17 protein-coding genes are annotated in these 18,835 nt (G+C 68.3%); 10 read left to right on the top strand and 7 right to left on the bottom strand.

The window, feature by feature from the left end:
• Positions 1-237 precede the first annotated feature (237 nt).
• Positions 238-7,218 (top strand): RHS repeat-associated core domain-containing protein, encoded by a 6,981-nt coding sequence (locus ACH495_RS29535; RefSeq protein WP_396860981.1) that lies wholly within the window; start codon positions 238-240, stop codon positions 7,216-7,218.
• A 54-nt stretch (positions 7,219-7,272) separates the two neighbouring features.
• A complete protein-coding gene (locus tag ACH495_RS29540) occupies positions 7,273-7,740 on the top strand; it encodes a hypothetical protein (RefSeq protein WP_396861032.1) in 468 nt (155 codons plus the stop codon).
• Here the strand turns inward: ACH495_RS29540 and ACH495_RS29545 are convergent.
• Positions 7,676-8,122, bottom strand: a complete 447-nt coding sequence (locus ACH495_RS29545) for a nuclear transport factor 2 family protein (RefSeq protein WP_396860982.1) — start codon at positions 8,120-8,122, stop codon at positions 7,676-7,678. The genes ACH495_RS29540 and ACH495_RS29545 overlap by 65 nt on opposite strands.
• Positions 8,123-8,564: 442 nt before the next feature.
• On the opposite strand from ACH495_RS29545, the gene ACH495_RS29550 reads away from it, so the two are divergent.
• Positions 8,565-8,816 (top strand): hypothetical protein, encoded by a 252-nt coding sequence (locus ACH495_RS29550; RefSeq protein ID WP_396860983.1) that lies wholly within the window; start codon positions 8,565-8,567, stop codon positions 8,814-8,816.
• Positions 8,817-8,883: 67 nt separating this feature from the next.
• On the opposite strand, the gene ACH495_RS29555 is transcribed toward ACH495_RS29550, so the two are convergent.
• On the bottom strand, positions 8,884-9,312 hold the full coding sequence (locus ACH495_RS29555) for a hypothetical protein (protein WP_396860984.1): 429 nt from the start codon (positions 9,310-9,312) through the stop codon (positions 8,884-8,886).
• 599 nt (positions 9,313-9,911) lie between these two features.
• Here ACH495_RS29555 and ACH495_RS29560 point away from each other — a divergent pair.
• The 5 genes from ACH495_RS29560 (at position 9,912) to add (ending at position 14,157) form a co-directional block, all read left to right on the top strand.
• Positions 9,912-10,370: a hypothetical protein gene (locus ACH495_RS29560; protein ID WP_396860985.1), complete on the top strand. Its 459-nt coding sequence runs from the start codon at positions 9,912-9,914 to the stop codon at positions 10,368-10,370.
• A 27-nt stretch (positions 10,371-10,397) separates the two neighbouring features.
• Positions 10,398-11,306: a hypothetical protein gene (locus ACH495_RS29565; protein WP_396860986.1), complete on the top strand. Its 909-nt coding sequence runs from the start codon at positions 10,398-10,400 to the stop codon at positions 11,304-11,306.
• Between the two features lie 306 nt (positions 11,307-11,612).
• Positions 11,613-11,999, top strand: a complete 387-nt coding sequence (locus ACH495_RS29570) for a hypothetical protein (protein ID WP_396860987.1) — start codon at positions 11,613-11,615, stop codon at positions 11,997-11,999.
• Positions 11,996-12,523, top strand: coding sequence for a DUF6036 family nucleotidyltransferase (locus ACH495_RS29575; RefSeq protein ID WP_396860988.1), 528 nt, complete (start codon positions 11,996-11,998; stop codon positions 12,521-12,523). Before ACH495_RS29570 ends, ACH495_RS29575 begins: the two co-directional genes overlap by 4 nt.
• Positions 12,524-13,209: 686 nt before the next feature.
• Positions 13,210-14,157, top strand: a complete 948-nt coding sequence (gene add, locus ACH495_RS29580) for an adenosine deaminase (RefSeq protein WP_396860989.1) — start codon at positions 13,210-13,212, stop codon at positions 14,155-14,157.
• Positions 14,158-14,440: 283 nt separating this feature from the next.
• Here the strand turns inward: add and ACH495_RS29585 are convergent, their stop codons facing one another.
• Positions 14,441-14,656, bottom strand: a complete 216-nt coding sequence (locus ACH495_RS29585) for an MFS transporter (RefSeq protein WP_396860990.1) — start codon at positions 14,654-14,656, stop codon at positions 14,441-14,443.
• Here ACH495_RS29585 and ACH495_RS29590 point away from each other — a divergent pair.
• Positions 14,655-14,792: a hypothetical protein gene (locus ACH495_RS29590; RefSeq protein ID WP_396860991.1), complete on the top strand. Its 138-nt coding sequence runs from the start codon at positions 14,655-14,657 to the stop codon at positions 14,790-14,792. The two genes, ACH495_RS29585 and ACH495_RS29590, sit on opposite strands and share 2 nt — an antisense overlap.
• A gap of 255 nt (positions 14,793-15,047) precedes the next feature.
• On the opposite strand, the gene ACH495_RS29595 is transcribed toward ACH495_RS29590, so the two are convergent.
• The 4 genes from ACH495_RS29595 to ACH495_RS29610 form a co-directional block, all read right to left on the bottom strand.
• Positions 15,048-15,773 (bottom strand): dienelactone hydrolase family protein, encoded by a 726-nt coding sequence (locus ACH495_RS29595; RefSeq protein WP_396860992.1) that lies wholly within the window; start codon positions 15,771-15,773, stop codon positions 15,048-15,050.
• Positions 15,774-16,052: 279 nt separating this feature from the next.
• The gene (locus ACH495_RS29600; protein WP_396861033.1) at positions 16,053-16,292 is read right to left on the bottom strand and encodes a GNAT family N-acetyltransferase; all 240 of its coding nucleotides are present in this window, start codon (positions 16,290-16,292) and stop codon (positions 16,053-16,055) included.
• 3 nt (positions 16,293-16,295) lie between these two features.
• Complete coding sequence (locus tag ACH495_RS29605; RefSeq protein WP_396860993.1) at positions 16,296-16,538, bottom strand: hypothetical protein; 243 nt, start codon at positions 16,536-16,538, stop codon at positions 16,296-16,298.
• 188 nt (positions 16,539-16,726) lie between these two features.
• Positions 16,727-18,112: a glycoside hydrolase family 10 protein gene (locus tag ACH495_RS29610; RefSeq protein WP_396860994.1), complete on the bottom strand. Its 1,386-nt coding sequence runs from the start codon at positions 18,110-18,112 to the stop codon at positions 16,727-16,729.
• A 138-nt stretch (positions 18,113-18,250) separates the two neighbouring features.
• On the opposite strand from ACH495_RS29610, the gene ACH495_RS29615 reads away from it, so the two are divergent.
• Positions 18,251-18,832, top strand: coding sequence for a hypothetical protein (locus tag ACH495_RS29615; protein WP_396860995.1), 582 nt, complete (start codon positions 18,251-18,253; stop codon positions 18,830-18,832).
• The last annotated feature ends 3 nt before the right edge of the window (positions 18,833-18,835 follow it).

Below are 18,835 nucleotides of genomic sequence, written 5' to 3' on the forward strand. Positions count from 1 at the left end.
GCACAGTGAACCAGCGGTGGCCCTGAGCGGGGAATCCCTCCGTCACTCACCGCTGTCCCTTTCGCACGCACTGCGACAGTTTTATGGTAAAGAACATGATCGATTGTTATCCTCTCGTGACATCAACCAGGTTGGTTACGTGGCAGATTGATCGCGCCACGGAGGGTGTGCGAGGACAGCCGGCGTGGTCACCTCATCCATACTTAGGTTGGGATTCGCATGCTCAGGCACGGGGGAGTGCGGCTGTTCACGCGCCGCACGCGACTGACCGCATCCGCCATCGCGGCGACCGTCACCGCAGGACTGCTGATCGGCACTCCTGCCAACGCCGCCCCGACGACAGTCGAGCCGCCAGTCCCATCGCCTGGCAGGTCGGTCGACGGGGTGAAACCGCTACCCAGTAGATTCGCCTACCCGCGCAACGATGCTGAGAAGAAGTTCACGCCGACCAGGACGACGTGGCCGCAGGCCGCCGCCGCGCAGGTCGACCTGAACGCGCCCGCCAACAGCGCAGCCGGCCCCGTCAAAGCGCGCGCCGCGCAAGTGCCGATCTGGGTGAGCCCTCTGGCCAAGACCGACACGTCCTACGCAGGTCCCACCCGCTGGAACCTCCGGGTCCTCAACCGCTCCGCCGCGACCGCCGTCGGCGTCGACGGGCTGCTCGTCAACGTCAGCCCGCAGGCAACCTCTGCTGCCCCACACGCCCAGGCCCGCGCCACCGTGCGAGTCGGGGTGGACTACGGTTCTTTCGCCGAGGCGTACGGAGGCAACTACGGCCTGCGTCTCAAGCTGGTCAGGCTGCCGGCATGCGCGCTGAACACGCCGCACCTCGCTGAATGTCGCAGGCAGCAGCCGCTCACCTCCACCAACGACGCTGTCGCCAGGACGGTCTCCGCAGAAGTTCCCATCGACGACACCATGTCGAAGACCAGCGCGACGAGCGGGCAGATGGTGCTCGCCGCAGTGGCCGGCGTCGGTGACGAGGGCGGTAAACTCGGCACCTACGCCGCGACCGACCTCAAACCCGCCGGCTCCTGGTCCGCCGGCGGCAGCACCGGATCCTTCAGTTACTCCTACCCGCTGACGCTCCCGCCGGCCCGCTCAAAGCTGGCGCCGCAACTCTCGCTGTCCTACGACTCGAGCGCGGTCGACGGGCAGACGGCAGCAACGAACGCGCAGGCCTCCTGGGTAGGCGACGGTTGGTCGACGCCCCGCAATTACGTCGAGCAGACATTCGTTTCGTGCAAAGACGACCCGGGCGGCAGCCCGTCGCCGAAGAAGACATACGACCGCTGCTACGCCGGGCCGGTCCTCACCCTGTCGCTGAACGGCTCATCGACCTCGATGATCTGGGACACGGGCAAGCGGATCTGGAAGCTGCAGAACGACAACGGATCGGTTGTCACCCAGGTCACCGCTTCGAATAACGGCAGCGGCACCTACAACACCGACTACTGGCGCGTCACCGAGCCGGACGGGACGGCGTACGAGTTCGGCCGCAACCGGCTGCCGGGATGGACCACGGACAAGCCGGAAACCAAGTCCGTCGACTACGGGCCGGTCTACTCCCCGCACGCCGGGGATCCGTGCTACGACACCGCCGGCTTCAGCGCGTCGGTCTGCACCATGGCGCACCGGTGGAACCTCGACTATGTCAAGGACCCGCACGGCAACGCCATGGCCTACTACTACAACCAGGACGTCAACTACTACGGCCGCAACGAGGGCGCCACCGATGTGCCCTACATCCGGGACAGCAACCTGGCCCGCATCGACTATGGCTTCACCGACGGCGGCGCCTACGGCACCGTGCCCAACCGGGTCGTGTTCAACACCGACGCTCGCTGCGTGTCTGGAACATGCAAGCCGTTGAACGAGTCAACGAAGGCCAACTGGCCCGACGTGCCGTACGACCTCGTCTGCGCCAAAGACACCGACTGCAAGTCCTGGAGCCCGTCGTTCTTCTCCACGGTCCGGCTGACCTCCATCCAGACCCAGCAGTACGACCTTGTCGCCCGCGACCATCTCCCGGTCGACACCTACACGCTGGCGCAAAGCCTGCCGGACCCGCAAGACGTCACTTCGCCCACGCTGTGGCTGGATTCCATCACCCGCACCGGCCACGACCTCACCTCGGGCGGTTCGACGACACCGATCACCCTGCCGTCCGTGTCCTTCACCGCGAAGAAGCTCGCCAATCGGGTCGACACCGCGGGCGGCTTCCCGTCGTTCTATCGGCAGCGCATCGAGACGGTCACCACCGAAACCGGCTCCATGATCACCGCCAGCTACGAGCTGCCGCTTCCCTGCACGGCACCGGTCACCCTCGCCCCGAACACCAACACGAGATCCTGCTACCCGGTCTACTGGACCCCGGACGGGCTCACCACCCCGAAACAAGACTGGTTCCACAAGTACGCCGTCACCAGGGTCACCGCTACCGACCCCACCGGCGGTGCCCGGCAGACCTCAACTAGCTACAAGTACGTCGGCGGCGCGGCCTGGCGCTACGACGACAACGAGGTGGTCAAGGCCAAGTACCGCACCTACGGCCAGTTCCGCGGCTACGGCACCGTCGAGACCCGTAACGGCGACGGCGTCAACGACGCCCAGACGCTGTCCGTCTCGACCTACTACCGCGGCATGTCGAAGAACAACAACAGCACCGTGGTCAAGGTGACCGACTCCGCCGGCGGCCAGCACGAGGATCTCGACCAACTCGCCGGACGCGAACTCGAGACCACCTCCCACCGCGGCGACACCGGCCCGGTGGAGACCTCCTCGGTGACCTCCTACTGGGTGTCCGGCGCCACAGCCACTCGTACGCGTTCCGGCCTGCCCGCGCTGACCGCCCACAAGATGGGCCAGGTCCAGAAGTGGAACCGGCAAGCGATCACCTCATCCGGCACCACGACCTGGCGCTACAGCCAGACCGATACCACCTACGACACCGATGTGAACTCGCCGACTTTTGGTCTGATCCTGCACTCCTACGACCACACGGTCCCGGTGAACGTGGCCTACGACCGCTGCACCTCCACGAAATACGCGCCAGCGAACACCACCGCGAACATCACCGGCCTGATCAGCCAGATCGAGACCGTCTCCGTGGCCTGTGGCGGCTACACCCAGGGCACACCGACCACCGTCCCCGGCAGCGTCAACACGCTCACCGCCCCCGCAACCGTCGACCGTCCCCGTCAGGTCGTCTCGCACGTGCGGACCTACTACGACGACCCCGCGTTCGACGACACCTTCCCTCAGGTCAAGGCGCCGACCCGGGGCACGGTCACCATGGTGCGCCAGGCCGAGGACTACAAGGCCGGCGCCTACGTCTACCAGACCACCGGCCGAGCCGACTTCGACAGCTACGGGCGGGCCGTCGCCACCTACGACGCCAACGGCAACGTTAGTCGAACCGCCTACACCGACAACTCGGTCGGCCTGACCGTCGGGGTCAACACCACCAACGCCGAGGGGCATACCACCTCGACGACGCTCACGCCGATGCGCAACCTCACCACGGTGAGCAGCGACGCCAACAGCGTGGTGACCACCCGGCAGTACGACGCGCTCGGCCGGGTCAAGGCGGTCTGGGGCGCCTCCCGCGCGACAAGCACCTCGCCCAACGTCCGCTACACCTACCTGGTCCAGAAGACCGGCCCGACCGCGACCACCACCGAGACGCTGAACAACTCCGGCGGATGGGCCCCGGCCGTCCAAATCTACGACGCCCAGCTGCGGCCCCGCCAGACGCAGGCCACCACTCCGGCCGGCGGTCGGATGATCACCGACACGTTCTACGACAGCCGGGGCTGGGTGGCCGCCACCTACAACGGCTGGTGGGATGACGAGCGTGATCCCGGCACCACTCCGATGTACGCGACGGACCTGTCCAAGAAGGTGCTGAACCAGACGTTCAATACCTACGACGGTGCGGGCCGGGTGATCCTCGCCGAGAGCAAGCGCGACAACCTGGTCGTCTCGTCGACCCGGATGGTCCACAACGGTGACCGCACCACGGTGATCCCGCCGCCGGGCGGCACCGTCACCACCACCGTCACCGACCCGATGGGTCGTGCCACCACGCTGCTCCAGTATACCGCCGCACCCACCCTGGTCAGCCCGGCGAACGCGTTCACCGGCACCTTCCAGGTGACGGGCGGCACCACGACCACCACCAGCTACGGCTATGACGACCGCGGCAACCAGGCGCTCCTGACCGATGCGAGCGGCACCGACTGGAAGAGCCAGTACGACCTGCTGGGCCGGGTCACCAGCAAGACGGACCCGGTCGCCGGCACCAGCAACACCACGTACGACGGCGTCGGCAACGTCACCGAGACCACCGACGCGCGCGGGAAGACCGTCTCCTACACCTACGACAAGATCAACCGGAAGACCGGCAGCTTCACCGCCGCGAAGAAGGACCAGTCGTCGGCCAACCAGTTCGGCAAGTGGGAGTACGACAACACCAACAACGCGGTCGCCGGGATGACGAACCCGATCGGCAAGCTGACCACGGCCACCACCTACCGCAACGGCGCTGCCTACACCACCCAGTACGGCGGCTTCACCGCCTTCGGCGCCTCCACCGGCGAGACGATCACGATCCCGGCGACGGAAGGGCTGCTCGGCAACACCTACTCCTTCACCCATAAGTACCTGGGCGTCACCGGCAAGCCGTACAGCGACGCCTGGCAGGCCGCCGGCGGCCTGCCCACCGAGACCGTCACTTATTCCTACAAGAGCGCGCTGGAGATTCCCAACGGGGCGGGCAGTCTGCTGGCCACCTACGCCAACGTCACCAGCTACGACGCGTGGGGGCGGGTGACCGGCGGCGGCCTCAACGCCAGCACCAGCCAGGCCACCATGGTCAACATCTACGACGATCACACCGGCTGGCTCAGGCAACGCAAGATCACCAAGACGGCCACGTCGACCTCCGACGTCGGCCAGCGTGATTACGAGTACGACCGGTTCGGCAACATCGTCAAGCAGGTCGAGACCCGGAACCTGCCCGGCGTGGCGGCCGAGACCCAGTGCTACCGCCACGACGGCCTGCGGCGGCTCACCTCGGCCTGGACCGCCACCGACAACTGCGTCACCGAGCCCACCGTCGCCAACCGCTCCAAGGTGGGCAGTGGCATCGGCTCGACCAGCGCTTTCTGGACCGAGTGGACCTTCGACGCTGTCGGCAACCGCAAGACCCAGATCCAGCGCTCCCTCAGCGGCGGGGCCGACACCACCACCGACTACGTCTACAACGGCAACGGCGCCAGCCAGCCGCACACGCTGACCGGCACGACCACCGCCGGCGGCCTGACCGGCTCGACCTCGTACACCTACGACAAGACCGGCAACATGACCGCTCGGAACGCCGGTCAGGGCAATCAGACGCTCACCTGGGACGAGACCGGCGAGTTGACCGCGGTCACCGGCGGTCGGGACGGCAACAGCTCCTTCCTGTACGACGCCGACGGCAACCTCCTCGTCCAGCGGGACCCCGGCACCACAACGCTCTACCTGCCGACCCAGCAGATCACGCTGAACACCACCACCAACGCGGTCAGCGGTGTCCGCTACTACCCGTTGCCCAACGGCGCGACGGCCATCCGGACCGGCAGTGGCACCAACTACAGCTACCTGATCCCGGACCACCAGGGGAATCCCACCCTCTACCTCAACAACACCGCGCAGATCCCCACCTGGCGTCAGTTCACGCCCTACGGCGGCCAGCGCGGCGCCACCGTCACGGCGCCCGACAACCGGGGCTTCCTCAACCAGCCGCTGAACACCGCCACCGGGCTGACCCAGGTCGGCGCCCGCAACTACGACCCAACGACAGGTCGCTTCGTCTCCCTGGACCCGCTTCAGGACCTGTCGAGCCCGCAGCAGTGGAACGGCTACGCATACGCCAACAACTCGCCGGTCACCACGAGCGACCCGACCGGCCTCATCCCGGACGACTGCCGCCAGTTCGACTGCTACGGATACAGTCCGGCCAAGGGCTGCCCGGGCGGGTGCGGCACGGAGGCTAACAAGGCCTGGGGCACGAGTCGGAAGCAGTCGGGTAGCGCCCCCACGCGTCGCAACGACCCCCGCATCCTCGGTCACGTCATCCGAGTCCCCGAGACAGTGCCGCTGGAAGAGTTCACCCGCCGCTGGAATGAACAACGCGGCGCACATTTCGCGATGGACGCGCTCGTCCCGAGCGTGGAGCTCGCGCCCGTCAGCGAACGGGCCTTGGCGATGAACATCTGCGTCGAAATGGGGAATCCGGGTGGATGCCAGAAGTGGGTAGAGGAGTTGTACAACCCCAACATCGACAAGCTGGCGGAGGTGCTGCCTTCCGACGACTTAATCCCCGGGGGGGTCGGGGCGCTGGGTGCGGCTGCGGGTGCTGGACGCGGACTGGGGCCGAGGGGCCGCCCCAATGGACGGGGTGGCTGCAACTGCGGATGCATGAGCTTCAGTGGTGACACCGAAGTTCTCATGGCCGACGGCTCGGTCATGGCGCTGGAGGAGATTCGAGCGGGTGACGAGGTCCTCGCGACGGATCCGGAGACAGGTGAGCAGGGGCCTCGGAGAGTCGATCACGTTTGGAAGCACCTCGACGATCTCATCGAACTCGAGGTCGGGGATGCACTTGTCGTCGCGACCGAGGACCATCCGTTCTGGAACCAAACGGAACGCGAATGGCAGCGGGCCGACCAGCTCGACCGAGGCGATCTCGTTCTCGCTCCTAACGGAGGAGCAGCGATCGTCGGTGGCCTCCGCCCGGCTTCCCTACACACGGCGCTTGCCTTCAACCTGACCGTAAACGGGCTTCACACGTACTACGTGGTCGCTGGTGGCGTCCCGGTTCTGGTACACAATGACGGGCTCACCCCGCCCCGGATCGTGCAAGACGGAATTGACGCGTACAATCGGGGCGACCTGTCGCAGCGCATGACGACCCGCATGGAGAACGGTCGCCCTGTTCGAGTGAACGGCCGGACCGTGCAGGTTCCTGACACCTTCGACGGTCGATCCGGACCCATCGGTGCCAGAACCTACTGGAGGGGTGCGGAGATCTACGACATTCCCGGCGGCGGTAACGACTACCGTCTCCTAGTGAAGGCCGATGGCACCATTGGTTGGGTAGGCCCGAAGGGTGGGCGTCCGGGAGCTGGTCACAACTACGACCGGATCACCACCTATCGGCCGTGTGGGTGAGTGAAGAGAATGCCAAATCCGGAGATGATCGCTGCTTCGCTGGGTACCGCAGGTGTGGACTTGGTCGACTTCACCTGGCCTACAGTCGAGCTGCCAGCTGCGGCGGCCTGGATGCTCTCGGCCTGCTCCGTCGAGGACGGCAGGGAGGACGTCGAATTCATGTTCGATGATCCTGCCCTGATTGAGGGTGCGAATGCGGCCTGGTGGAACTTTGCCGACACGGGCGGGCTGTTCGACGAGGATGATTGCTTCCTCGTCTCGGTCGGCCCGGTAGATGGGGACCCATCGGCGGGGCCGCATTGGGCTCGAGTGCGGCTGCGTAACGAATGGGATGTCATCGGCAGAGGAGTGGACTGGGGTGTGCTGGGAGGGCCTTCGGGGCGACCCGGCTTCGTCATGATGGCGTTGGACGAGCGGGTCCTCGTTGGAGCGACGACCTGGAGCGGATTCATCAGCGTCATGAGGCTGAAGAATCCGGCGCTGGCGGGACCGATCCGTCGGGCGATGGGCTTGCGGGAATAAGTTCGTGGAGTCGGCCGGCCGCTCCTCGACCACCTGCGGGATTGAGGAGCAGCCGGTGCCTCGACACCGCGATTCCACCCTCGCGACTCCCTCCGGGGCAGCGGCATGAAGTGGGGGAGTCGACACGCGCGATCAGCCCGTCGCGTAACGTGAACAGGTCGTTGAAAGCGAAGCGGAACGGCCCGTGTGCGACGCTGACTCCGCGTCCCTCGCCGGTGCCCACCACCACCGGCCCGTCCTTGATCACCCGCTCGACGTCGAGCTGTGGGCTGCCCGTGGAAGGCCGATTCTCGATCTCGCCGTCGAACTCGGCGCGGCCCCGTATGTTGCGGTGCCCGTGGACGGCCCAGTCGATGTCGTCGGTCAGGATGCCGGGATGCATGCGTGGTCCCCAGCACGAAAATCGGCGAAGTATATGGGCGACCAGGTCACGCTGACTCGGCTGCGACACGGCGGGCTCCGCCCTCGGTGAGGTGGTTGGTGAGGGCCTCCAGGATCGAGGCGAACCCGTCGGCAGCCCGGCTGGTCCGCTGCTCCACCGGCAGTCGGCGTTGGTGCACGGTGGGTCGGTGTCTCCATCGGTGAGCCGAAGGTCACGCTGGTGCGCAGGCCGGTGACCGGCTCGTCGAGCATGAGTTCGCGGGTCGGGTCAAGGCGCACGTAGACGAAGCAGAGCCGCCGCGTCATGCCATCCGACGCCCGGGTGTCGAGCACGAACTCGCCGCCGGGGCGGGTGGCATGGTGACGTGCGAGCCGCCCCAGAACGCGGCGACGTCGGTCGGTTAGGTGAACGCCGTCCAGACCCGGGCGGACTCGGTGTTGAGGTGGCGGTGGTCGATCGGTTCGTCGCCGCGCAGCTCGGCGCTGGCGGGTCATCGTACAGCCTCCTGGTCGTTGAGTTGGTGCGCGAGCGCGTCGAGGAGGTTGCTCCAGGTTCGGCGTTGCTCGTCGATTCAAGTGCCGAGCAGGGCGAGCTGGTCGGGCGGAGCCAACAGCGCCGTCGGATGCCGTCGCGTCGCTGCCCGACCAGGCCGCCGGGCACGCCGACCGGTCCGCCAGTCGGCGAACTCGCGTGACTCGTCGAGGACCGTTCTGCCAATGTCGAAGAAGATCGCCCTGATCACCCGAGTTCCTTCATCCGGTTCAGCTCGTGGCGCGGGGCGACGGCTGGTTGTCGAACGGCCACGGCTGCGGTCCGAAAAGGTCGGTGCACGCCGACAGCAACTTCTGCTGCGCCTCGACCAGGCGCGCGGTGGCCGGCACGCGATCGGCCTCCGGGGCGTTCTTGACGAGGAGTTCCTCGACCGCCGTGCCCGCCGTCATCAGCTCCCGGCCGGCCTCCTGGATGCCCGGATCGGTCGACTGCGCGGCGCGTGCCGCCGGTCGCGTGCCCGAGCCGAAGAGCACGTCCTTCCGCTCGATCGTCCGGGCCACCAGCAGACAGGCGCCGACGGCTTCTCGGTCCGCCGGCACGCTGGGGTTGGCCCTGGCGGGTGTCGGGGCGTCGGTGGACGCACACCCCGAGAGGAGCAGCAGCGGAGCCAGGGACACGGCGGCGAGAGTGCGGATCACGGCAAGAGGATAGCGGTCACGCGAGATCGCGTCGCGCCAGCTCGGCCCGGCAACGGCCCTGCCGCGGCCACGACCGTGCGGGCGCACGGCCACCTGCCCGAGGTAGACCAGCCGGTCGACACGTGAGAAGCCCCGCCACCGTGGGCGGTGACAGGGCTTGCGGGTCGTCCACCGGCCGGGGGCGCGGTCCCAGTCGTCCTCGGTGTCGGTGGCGCCCACCCGGGTACCGTCACTGTCCCGTGTGGCCCCGGACAGGTTCGCGTCGGCGCCGGCCCGGGAGGCGTCGGCCGCCGTCCGCTGGCGTTCATCACGGCAGTCGGGCACCTCGGAGGCGTCGGTCAGCATCCACCCTGCGGCGTCGACGACGACTCCGCACTGCGACGGTCTTGGTGGGGGTGATGACACAGAGGCCTCCTGATCGTCTGAAATCGATACGCGAGTTGGATTTGGGGGTACGCTGCTGGCTCGGTGGATTCATCCATGCCTCGCGCGGCCGGTGAGGGGCGTGGCATTGTTCATCAATAAGGGAAGCTGTTGTCTGGTCATCCCATGCGCCGCCGACTCGCCACGGCGGCGGCTATCGTGCTCGGCCGGGCGGCTTGTCTGTCGCGAGTCCCGCGCAGGCCTCATCCGCATACCTGTACGTCGGTCCATCGCCGTCCTACGGGTTCTACAACCAGAACGACTCGTCCGACCTGCTGCGCGTGCTGGCCGCTCCGACAGGCGCCGTGCCCAGCGGCAAGTGCCTGGACATGTGGTACGACTGGAGCCGCGAGAGCGGTCACTTCGATGCGCGTATGGCACGGTCCTGCCGATCGGCCTTTTCACGCGACAGTGGTAACACGTACGAGTCGACGAACGTGTTCGGCTTCAACAAGCTGTTCAGCTGCTATGGCAACAATAACGCGACCGCCAGCGGCACTTGCGAGATAGCGATCGGCGTACCATCTGAGGTCATCGTGAGCATTCCGAACAAGTGCACCCGCTCGTGGTGGCTCACCTCCACCGGCTCGTACCTGTACGACGGGGGCGGCTCGGTCACTTCTTGCTCGTCCTGATTTCGTATGAAGGGAGCCCACCGACCAATGGTTAAGCGCCGCCGGAACGTTGCCGTTGCAACCGCCGTCATCATCGCCGCGCTGGCCGGCTGTGCCCAGCCGGGCATGCCGGCCGCCGCGCCCGTCGGCGTCGATGCCCCGGCCGTGTTGTCCGCTGTGATCGACCAGGTATATGGAACGCCGCAACAGCGTCTGGCCGGCGAGGAGCGGATGTGGCTCACGAGCCAGTCCGCGATCGCCGCCTGCGCCCGGACCAAGGGCGTCGTTTACGGCGTCACTCCCTATCAGCCGATGAGGCCGCCTACCGACCCTGCCCCCGGTGATCTGCTCGGGTTTGCGCCCCAGCGCGCCGATTTCGGGGTCGCCGCCCGTATCGAGATGCTGGCCAAGCGAGGTGAGACCCCCAACCCGGGTTTGCCTGCCGCCTCGGATGACCAAGCTCGCTGGTTCACTGCTGTCGAGTCCTGCCAGAACGCCGCCACCGCGGGTGAGAAGCTCAGGGTTCCGGACGGGCAGCAGGAGCTGGAAGTCGAGCTGGTAGACCTGCTCGGTAGCGTCCAGCAGCAGGTCGCACCGGACCTGACTCGCCAATACGCCAGCTGCATGAAGTCGGCCGGAATCGACGCCGGTGGCCTGTCCGAGGCGTACCTGAAGGTCGAGCAGAAGTTCCCACCTGTGTCATTTGAGCGTCCGTCGGACCCGACCGCCCTCCCTGAATGGGCCGCCGCTGTCGCATTCGAGAAGAAGGTAGCCGCTGCCGACTGGGCCTGCCGTGAATCACGGCTCGATGGAGTCGTCAACGCTGCCGCTAACGACCTGCAGAAGTTCACCACCACCAACACCGCCCGAATCGCACGAGTCGCCGACGGCTGGAAGGCGATGCCCAGCCTCGCACAAACGCTACGCGCCACCGTCAAGACCACACCCGCGAAGTGATGCCGTCCGCCGGGCTTGGCGGGCAACGGATCTGCCAACCGCGGCCGGAGTCGCCTTCTCGATCGCAATCTGACTGATAGTCACGCTAGCATGCACCCCTGTGAGTTCGCGGCAACGTCGTAGACGGCGCCGCCTTCCACCAAGATCATAAGAGCGGCGCCGTGCGGGCTGCGTGAGTGAACGGTCCAAGCAGAGGTGCGGCACGAAAATCGGACCCGCCGCCACCTCACCTCTGCGGTGTTCGCGGTCCGCGCCGCGATAGTCTGCAACGGATGAAGCTGTCGGCTCGAAGGTGAGGCTTGCCCGATGGGTACCAGCTACGAACCGATGAGTCTGGCCAGGTTGGCCACCCATCTGGTATCCGCGGACACCGACCGGACTCGCTGGAAGCTCGTATGGGAGTTTCTGGAGGAGTACCGCTGGGAACCCGCCGAAACCAGGGTCGCCCTGTTGAGCGACGAGCCCGGGCTGACGGGGGATCCGCGGTGGGATGCGCTGCTCGCCGCTGTTGCGGAGCATCTGCTGGCTCAGGCGGATCTTGCTCCGCCCGCGTGGGTCGACGCACGTGTGCTGCGCCGGGCGTGGTTCCCGGCCGAACTGGCCATCCACCGGGCCGACGCCCTGGCATGGGCGCCGGCTGCATTTCGAAAGCATGGCGTATACCTGTCCGTGCACGATCTGGCGGCGGCGTGAGCGGGTCAGACGGCGTGCTGATGGGGCGCGCGGAACTCGAACGCGCGTTCACTCACCTGGGCGAGCGGCTTGTCCGTCGCGGGGTCGTCGCCGACATCTTCGTGGTGGGTGGTGCCGCGATGGCGCTCGCCTACGATGCGAAACGGGTCACCAGGGACGTCGACGCGATGTTCGTCCCGCACGGTGTCGTCCTTGACGAGGCGCGTGCGGTGGCCGATGAATTAGGTCTGCCGCCGTGGTGGCTCAACGAGCAGGCCAGCGTGTATGTCTCCGGAAAGGACGACCCAGGCAGGCGCCGGGTCTTCGACCACCCAGGCCTGCGCGTGATGGCGGCCTCGCCGGAGCACATCTTCGCGATGAAGGCCCTCGCGGCGCGGACCCGCGACGTGGACGACCTTCGCACCCTGGCGGCGCTGGCCAAGGTGGCGACAGTCGATGACGCCCTACGTCTGTGCAGCGACTTCTACCCTGACGAAGTCGTTTCGCCGCGGGCCATGGGAGTCATCCGCGAACTGTTCGAGTAGGTCGAGCACTCCCGTCGAGTATGTAAAGGCACCGACAAGCCGCTCTGCAAGTGGTTAGCCTGCGCATCTCGACCGCAAGAGCGAGTTGGCCGAATCTTTGAGGTTAGAGGCCAGCCACCGAGAGGCAGGATCCGTTCGCGGTCTCACCTGAACGAGTGTTCGCGACGACGTGGCGGTCTGTCGATATCGAGTCCAAGGGCCGCGCTGCTGGAACGGTGGATACTTGCGTGGCCGCGCCGCGAACACCAGTCGAACCGCAAGCACTTGAGTCAGCCCTGGCCGTACGTAATCTATGAGCATGCGCACCCAAGATGGTGCACATATGATACGTACAGGTGTTCGTTTCCCCCCTCGGACACAGATTTGAAGCATCCCTGCTGTACCTGACGTACCGGTGGTCAAGGCTGCTTGAGCACCAGAGTATCGGCCTACAGCGGCCTTGAGTGTGGCGATGCGTGGTCAGGCTGACCGCCATGGCTGATGCGACGGTTCCCGCACTCGTACTCCCACGACACTTCCGAACCGGATCCGCGGACGTGCTCCAGGCTCAGACAGGTCGCTACGAGGCACGTGGACAACTCATCGTCGACCGCCGCCGCGCCGAACGTCACGCTCGTGCGGCGCGTCGACACCGTCGGCTTCGAGCGGATGTTGTTCGAGTCCTGTCAGAGGGAGGATACCGACGCGTGACCACCGCCGACCGGCCTGCGCGCTACGAGCTGCACTGCCATCTCGACGCCTCCGTACGACCCGACACGATCGCGGCCCTCGCCGCCGAACACCACCTTCATCTGCCTGCACCCGTACGACACCTTGCCGTCGCCCCCGCCGACACCGGAAGCCTGCACGCGTTCCTGCCCTACATCGACATCGCCCTGGACGTCCTGCAGACCCCGCAGGCACTGCGCCGCGCCGCCGCCGAACTCGTCACCGACTGGCGGCGTGACAACGTCGCCTACGGCGAGGTCCGCTTCGCTCCGCAACTGCACACCCGCTGCGGCATGACCATCGACGACGCCATCACCGCCGTCTCCGCCGGCCTGACCGACGGCACCACGGCCACCGGGATCCGCACCGGCCTACTACTGTGCTGCCTGCGCCACCAGCACCCTGAAATGAGCATGGCCGTCGCCGACGCCGCCGTGCGCCGCCGCGACGTCGTGGCCGGGCTCGACCTCGCCGGCGACGAACGCCTCCCCGGCGCCCGGCACCGCGAAGCCTTCGACCTCGCACACGCGGCCGGTGTTCCGGTCACCGTCCACGCCGGGGAAGCCGCCGGCCCCGACAGCGTGTGGGAAGCACTTGACGTCCTCGGCGCGCGACGCATCGGCCACGGCGTACGCAGCGTGGCCGACAACGCCCTCCTCGACCGCCTGCGCCGTGACCAGATCGCCCTCGAAACCTGCCCCCGCTGCAACGTGCTGACGCGAGCAGTGTCGTCCCTGGCCGACCATCCGGCCGACCGGCTGCTCCGCGCCGGCATACGCGTCACCGTCAGCACCGACGCCCGCACCACCGCCGACACCACCCTCGACGACGAGTTCCAGGCAATGGCCACCACCTTCGGCTGGACCTCAGCCCAGGAACAGCTGTGCCAGGACAACGCCGCCCGCGCCGCATTCGCCAGAATCTAAGAGCCCTGGTCGTCGTCACGTCGGTACTTCGCCGACGACTGGGGTGCGCCATCCGCGCCGGTTCATCTTGGCCGCCCTGCGACCCCAAGCCACATTGGATCGGGCGATGCCCCACGGTACTTCCCGGCCAACCTGGCGCTACGGCTGGGACGCCGATTGTTGTTCGGCAGGCTCACCAGGAGCTTTGTAGGGGGTAGCGATGGTGGAGATGTTGCAGCAGTTCCCGCCGGTCATCGTTTATCTGATCTCGGCGCTCATCGTTGTGGCGAAGACGGCGTCGGATTCACCGAAGCGCTGCGCTGCGAGTTGCTGCACGAGCGGAGGGCAGGACGACCGCCAGCAGGACGGTGGCGAGCAGGGCGAGCACGGTCAACGCGAGGAGCGGGGCCCGCCAGCCGGCCGCCTGGCCGAGCATCGCCCCGAGCGGCACGCCCAGCAGGGTGGCCACGGTGAATCCGGACGCGACGGCCGCGATCGCCGTGCCGACCTTCTCGGTCATGCTGGCCGACCTCACCCAGGAGCGCCGGCGGATCATCCAGGCCATCAACGACCTGCAGGGCTCGCGGGACGCCCTCGACACCGTCATCGCCGCCGCACCCGCCGACATCCGGTCGACGGTCAGCCCCGCCTCCTGATCCGTGTCGCACGCAACGCGGCGGCCGCCGCGGGTCGGACGTCCTGAGGCGCTGGCGCACGTCGGGCGTCCCTCGGTGGCAGGCGATGGCGCCGTTTGACGCGGAGCTGGGAGTGGAAGCGTCGTTCCCCGCCCGGCTGTAGCGAGCGCCAGCGGCGGGTCCCCTCGAACTGGCACGGCAGGGCGGCGCCGGCGGGGGAGAATGCCACCTGGTAGGCCAGGGTCAGCGGGTTGGCGTGGTGTCACACCCGGGCGATCACCCCGTCGTGGGCAGGCACTCGGCGAGCAGGTCGACGACGTCACGCCAGGCTCGCCGCGCGTGCCGTGGGTGGTAGCCGACGCCGGGGAGCACGGTGTGGTCGACCGGTGGGTGGTGGAAGGCGTGCAAGGCGCCGCCGTAGACCACGAGGCGCCAGTCGACGCCTGCGGCCTGCATCTCGGCGGTGAATGCGTCCCGTTGCGCGGGCGGCATGATCGGGTCTTCCGACCCGACCCCGGCCCAGACTGGGCAGCGGATGCGCGCCGTCTCGCCCGGTCGGCCGGTGGTCAGTGCGTTGACGGTCCCGATCGCGCGCAGGTTGACGCCGTCGCGCCCGAGTTCCAGCGCGATCGCGCCCCCGGTGCCGTAGCCGACGGCGGCGATCTGGTCGGGGTCGGTCCGCGGTTCGGCGCGGAGCACGTCGAGCGCCGCGTGGCCGATGCCCCGCATCCGGTCGGGGTCGGCGAGCAGTGGCATGCAACGGGCCAGCATCTCCTCGGGGTCGCCCAGATAGCGTCCGCCGTGGAGGTCGAAGGCCAGCGCCACGTATCCCAGTTCGGCGAGCGTGTCGGCTCGGCGGCGCTCGACGTCGCTGAGCCCCACCCCCTCGGGGCCGATCAGGACCGCGGGCCGGCGGTCGGCGCCGGCCGGAAGCGCGAGGTGCCCGATCATCGTCAGGCCGTCGGCCGCGTATCTGACCTCGCGCGTGGTCGCCGTCGTCATGAGCCTGGACTGTAGTGCGCGCCGAGCCCGGTGGGGCCGGCGTTCTGCCGCTGGGAGAAGGCCGGTCTCCGGCGTGCTCCGGAACCATCCGTCAGCGCCTCGGCTGAACGCGCCGCCGGGGGCGGACCTTCGGGTACGGGCGACGAGCGTGCCCGTCACTCCTTACCCGATCCGTCTCGATCACCCGGTCGACTGCGGATCGGCAGCTTCGAACACGCTGCGCGGCCCGACCGCCTCAGCCCGTGGAGCCAGGCCGCTCCCCGGACTGTGGTCGCGGCCTCAGGTTGTGTCGCCTGGATCTTGCGAGGTGGGGTGGAGGTTGAGGTTGAGTAGTTCCAGGCCGGTGACGGGCTGGAAGCCGGCATCGGTGTAGAGCGTCAAAGCCGGAACGTTGTCGGTCTCGGTTTGCAGTGACACGCGTCGCGCGCCCGCAGCGCGCGCGTGGTGGATGATGTGCTGCAGGAGGGCGTTCGCGATACCGCTACGGCGATGGTGCGGGGCCACGTAGAGGTCGCGGATCGATCATGCGGTGCCCAGCGCCAGCGAGGCGGGCATGATCGTGGCCGTGACGAAGCCGCACACGTCATCGGCTCGGAGGGCAGCAGCAGCGAAGATCCGCTGCTGCGCGAGCTGGTCGTGCAGCCAGGAGCGGGTCGTCTCGGGAGATGACGGCTGGCCGTAGTGCACCCGGTAGTCGTCGAAGAGGGCAGTTACCTGATCGAACGCCGGGTGGGCAGAGGCTATGGGCACGATCGTCGTCGTCACCCGACAAGTGTGGCCGACGGGCGTCTTCCTCATCGGCCACCGCGACACGTCCGGCCAGTTCGGCGGCCTCGGTCGCCACCAGGATGCTTCGGGTGGCGCCCGGTGGATGAGCGTCGCGGCTACGACGTGGACCACGGGTGGCAGGGCGCGTCCGGTACCGGCGCGCCCCGCCACCGTCGGCCCCACAGTTAGGCCAGGTTGGCCCATCGGCTGTACATCCGCAGGTCGCGGGTGGTGCGGCGGATCAGCTCGGGGTGCACGGTGTCGCCCCAGCGGGCTGCCGCGGCGGCCGCCTTCGCCAGCTGCTTCGCTGCCGCGTCGGCCGCCGGGGCGGGCATCCCGTCGGCCAGCAGCCGTTCGGCCACCGCGAGCCGGGCCCGGACGTCGGCGGTGGTCCTCGTCGGCGCACAGGCCGTGGCCCGCTTCAACGTCGCGCGCAGGGCGGCGACGCCGGCGCGGGCGGCGTGCCGGTAGTCGGCGTGCGGGACCACCGAGCGGGTCCGGAACGTACCTTCGCGCAGCGCCTCCTGCTGGCGGGCGTTGAGCTGGTTGTAGGCGAACAGCGCCGCACCGTCGGAGTCGGCGTCGTCCACCGCCTGCACCTGGTCCAGCATCAGGTCCGGTGACGTGCCCCGCAGCGGCCCGTAGGTCGCGGTGTAGAGCGGCACGTCACCGACCCGCTCGCGCATGACGGCGGTGTCGTGGCCGACGGACTCGGCTGAGGTGCCGAACGACATGCCGGTGAGGAAGTTCAGGGTGCCGGCGTCGACCCAGGCGCCCCAGTTCTGGAACTTCTTGGCCAGGCCGTCGGTCGGGTCGGCGAAGACGGCAGCGGAGAGCTGCCGGTCGGCGGCGACCCGCCGCTGCATGGTGCGGACCTGGTCGACGAAGGTGGTGATCTGCTTCTCCCGCCAGGCGTTCCAGGTGGGCCACTGCGGCGAGTCGGGCGTCAGGGTGTACGGGTCGACGCCGTGCTCCGCGGCGAACGTCCCGCGGCTGTACGCGGAGTAGGAGAAGTCCGCCCCGTAGGGCAGGGAGACCGGATAGCGGATGTAGTCCAGGTGCAACCCGTCGACGGCGTAGCCGCGCAGGATCTCCTCGAAGGTGGCCAGCACGTGGGCGCGCACGGCGGGCATCGCCGCGTCCATCCAGTAGTAGCCCGGCTCCATCCGGGAGGGCTGGGGGCCGGCCTTGCCGACGTCCTCACGTTCCACCGCAGCCCACTCGGGGTGGGCCGTCAGCACCGGGCCGCCACCGCTCTCCACGCCCACGAAGAAGGTGTGGGTCCAGGCGTGCAGCTCGATGCCCCGGGCGTGCGCCTCGTCGACCCAGACCTTCAGCGGGTCGAAGCCCCGCATCTCGGGTCGCTGCGCCGGCATGCCGGCCCGCTCGGCCACCGCGCTCGGGTAGATCGTGTATCCGCCCCAGACCGTCTCCAGGAACACCATGTTGAAGCCGGCGGCGGAGATCCGGTCCAGCGAGGCGCGGATCTGCTCCGGGCTGGTCTCGATGGGGCGTACCCACAGGCCACGGCCCTCGACGGGCCGGGACTCCCGGGTGCGGTAACCGGCCACGTCGGCGCGGACCGCACGCAGGCGACCGGGACGACGGTCAGCGTCGGCGGCTACACCCTGCGGCCCGAGCGGCGCTCCCAGCCCGCCGGCCGGACCGAGGACTACCGCTTCCGCGTCTAGGGAAGCGACGGGCGGCCGGTGACGCGCTTCGCCGTCGTCCACGACAAGCCCCTGCATCTGGTGGTGGTGGGCCGCGACCTCACCGGCTACCAGCACCTGCACCCCGGCATGGCACCCGACGGCACCTGGAGCGTGCCGCTGAGACTCCTGCGCGCCGGCACCTACCGCGTGTACGCGGACTTCGCCGTCCTCGGCCCGGGCGGCGCTGCCACACCCCTGGTGCTCGGCGTCGACCACCACGTCCCGGGCGCGTACGCCCCGGCCACCCCGCCGCCACCGCGACCGCAGGCGACGGCCGGGCCGTTCACGGTGACCATGGCCGGCACCCCCAGGGCCGGCACCACCGTGCCGATGGCGTTCACCGTCGACGGCGGCGCCGGCGAGGCGGCGGTGCAGCGCTACCTCGGCGCGTACGGGCATCTGGTCGTCATCCGGGAGGGCGACCTGGGCTACGTGCACGTCCACCCCGAACCGGAACTGGTCGACGGCGCGATCTCGTTCTGGCTCACCGCACCCGGCGCGGACCGCTACCGGGTGTTCCTCGACTTCCAGGTCGACGGCACGGTACACACCGCCGAGTACACGATCGACGTGCAGTGAACA

It is taken from the genome of Micromonospora sp. NPDC018662, assembly GCF_044391475.1.
In the GTDB taxonomy this organism is placed as follows: domain Bacteria; phylum Actinomycetota; class Actinomycetes; order Mycobacteriales; family Micromonosporaceae; genus Micromonospora.

What these genes read in the sequence shown, in the direction of transcription:
- ACH495_RS29545 (WP_396860982.1), bottom strand. Translation starts at nt 8,122, where the DNA reads ATGCATCCCGGCATCCTGACCGACGACATCGACTGGGCCGTCCACGGG.
- ACH495_RS29565 (WP_396860986.1), top strand. Translation starts at nt 10,398, where the DNA reads ATGGTTAAGCGCCGCCGGAACGTTGCCGTTGCAACCGCCGTCATCATC.
- ACH495_RS29570 (WP_396860987.1), top strand. Translation starts at nt 11,613, where the DNA reads ATGGGTACCAGCTACGAACCGATGAGTCTGGCCAGGTTGGCCACCCAT.
- ACH495_RS29590 (WP_396860991.1), top strand. Translation starts at nt 14,655, where the DNA reads ATGCTGGCCGACCTCACCCAGGAGCGCCGGCGGATCATCCAGGCCATC.
- ACH495_RS29585 (WP_396860990.1), bottom strand. Translation starts at nt 14,656, where the DNA reads ATGACCGAGAAGGTCGGCACGGCGATCGCGGCCGTCGCGTCCGGATTC.
- ACH495_RS29595 (WP_396860992.1), bottom strand. Translation starts at nt 15,773, where the DNA reads ATGACGACGGCGACCACGCGCGAGGTCAGATACGCGGCCGACGGCCTG.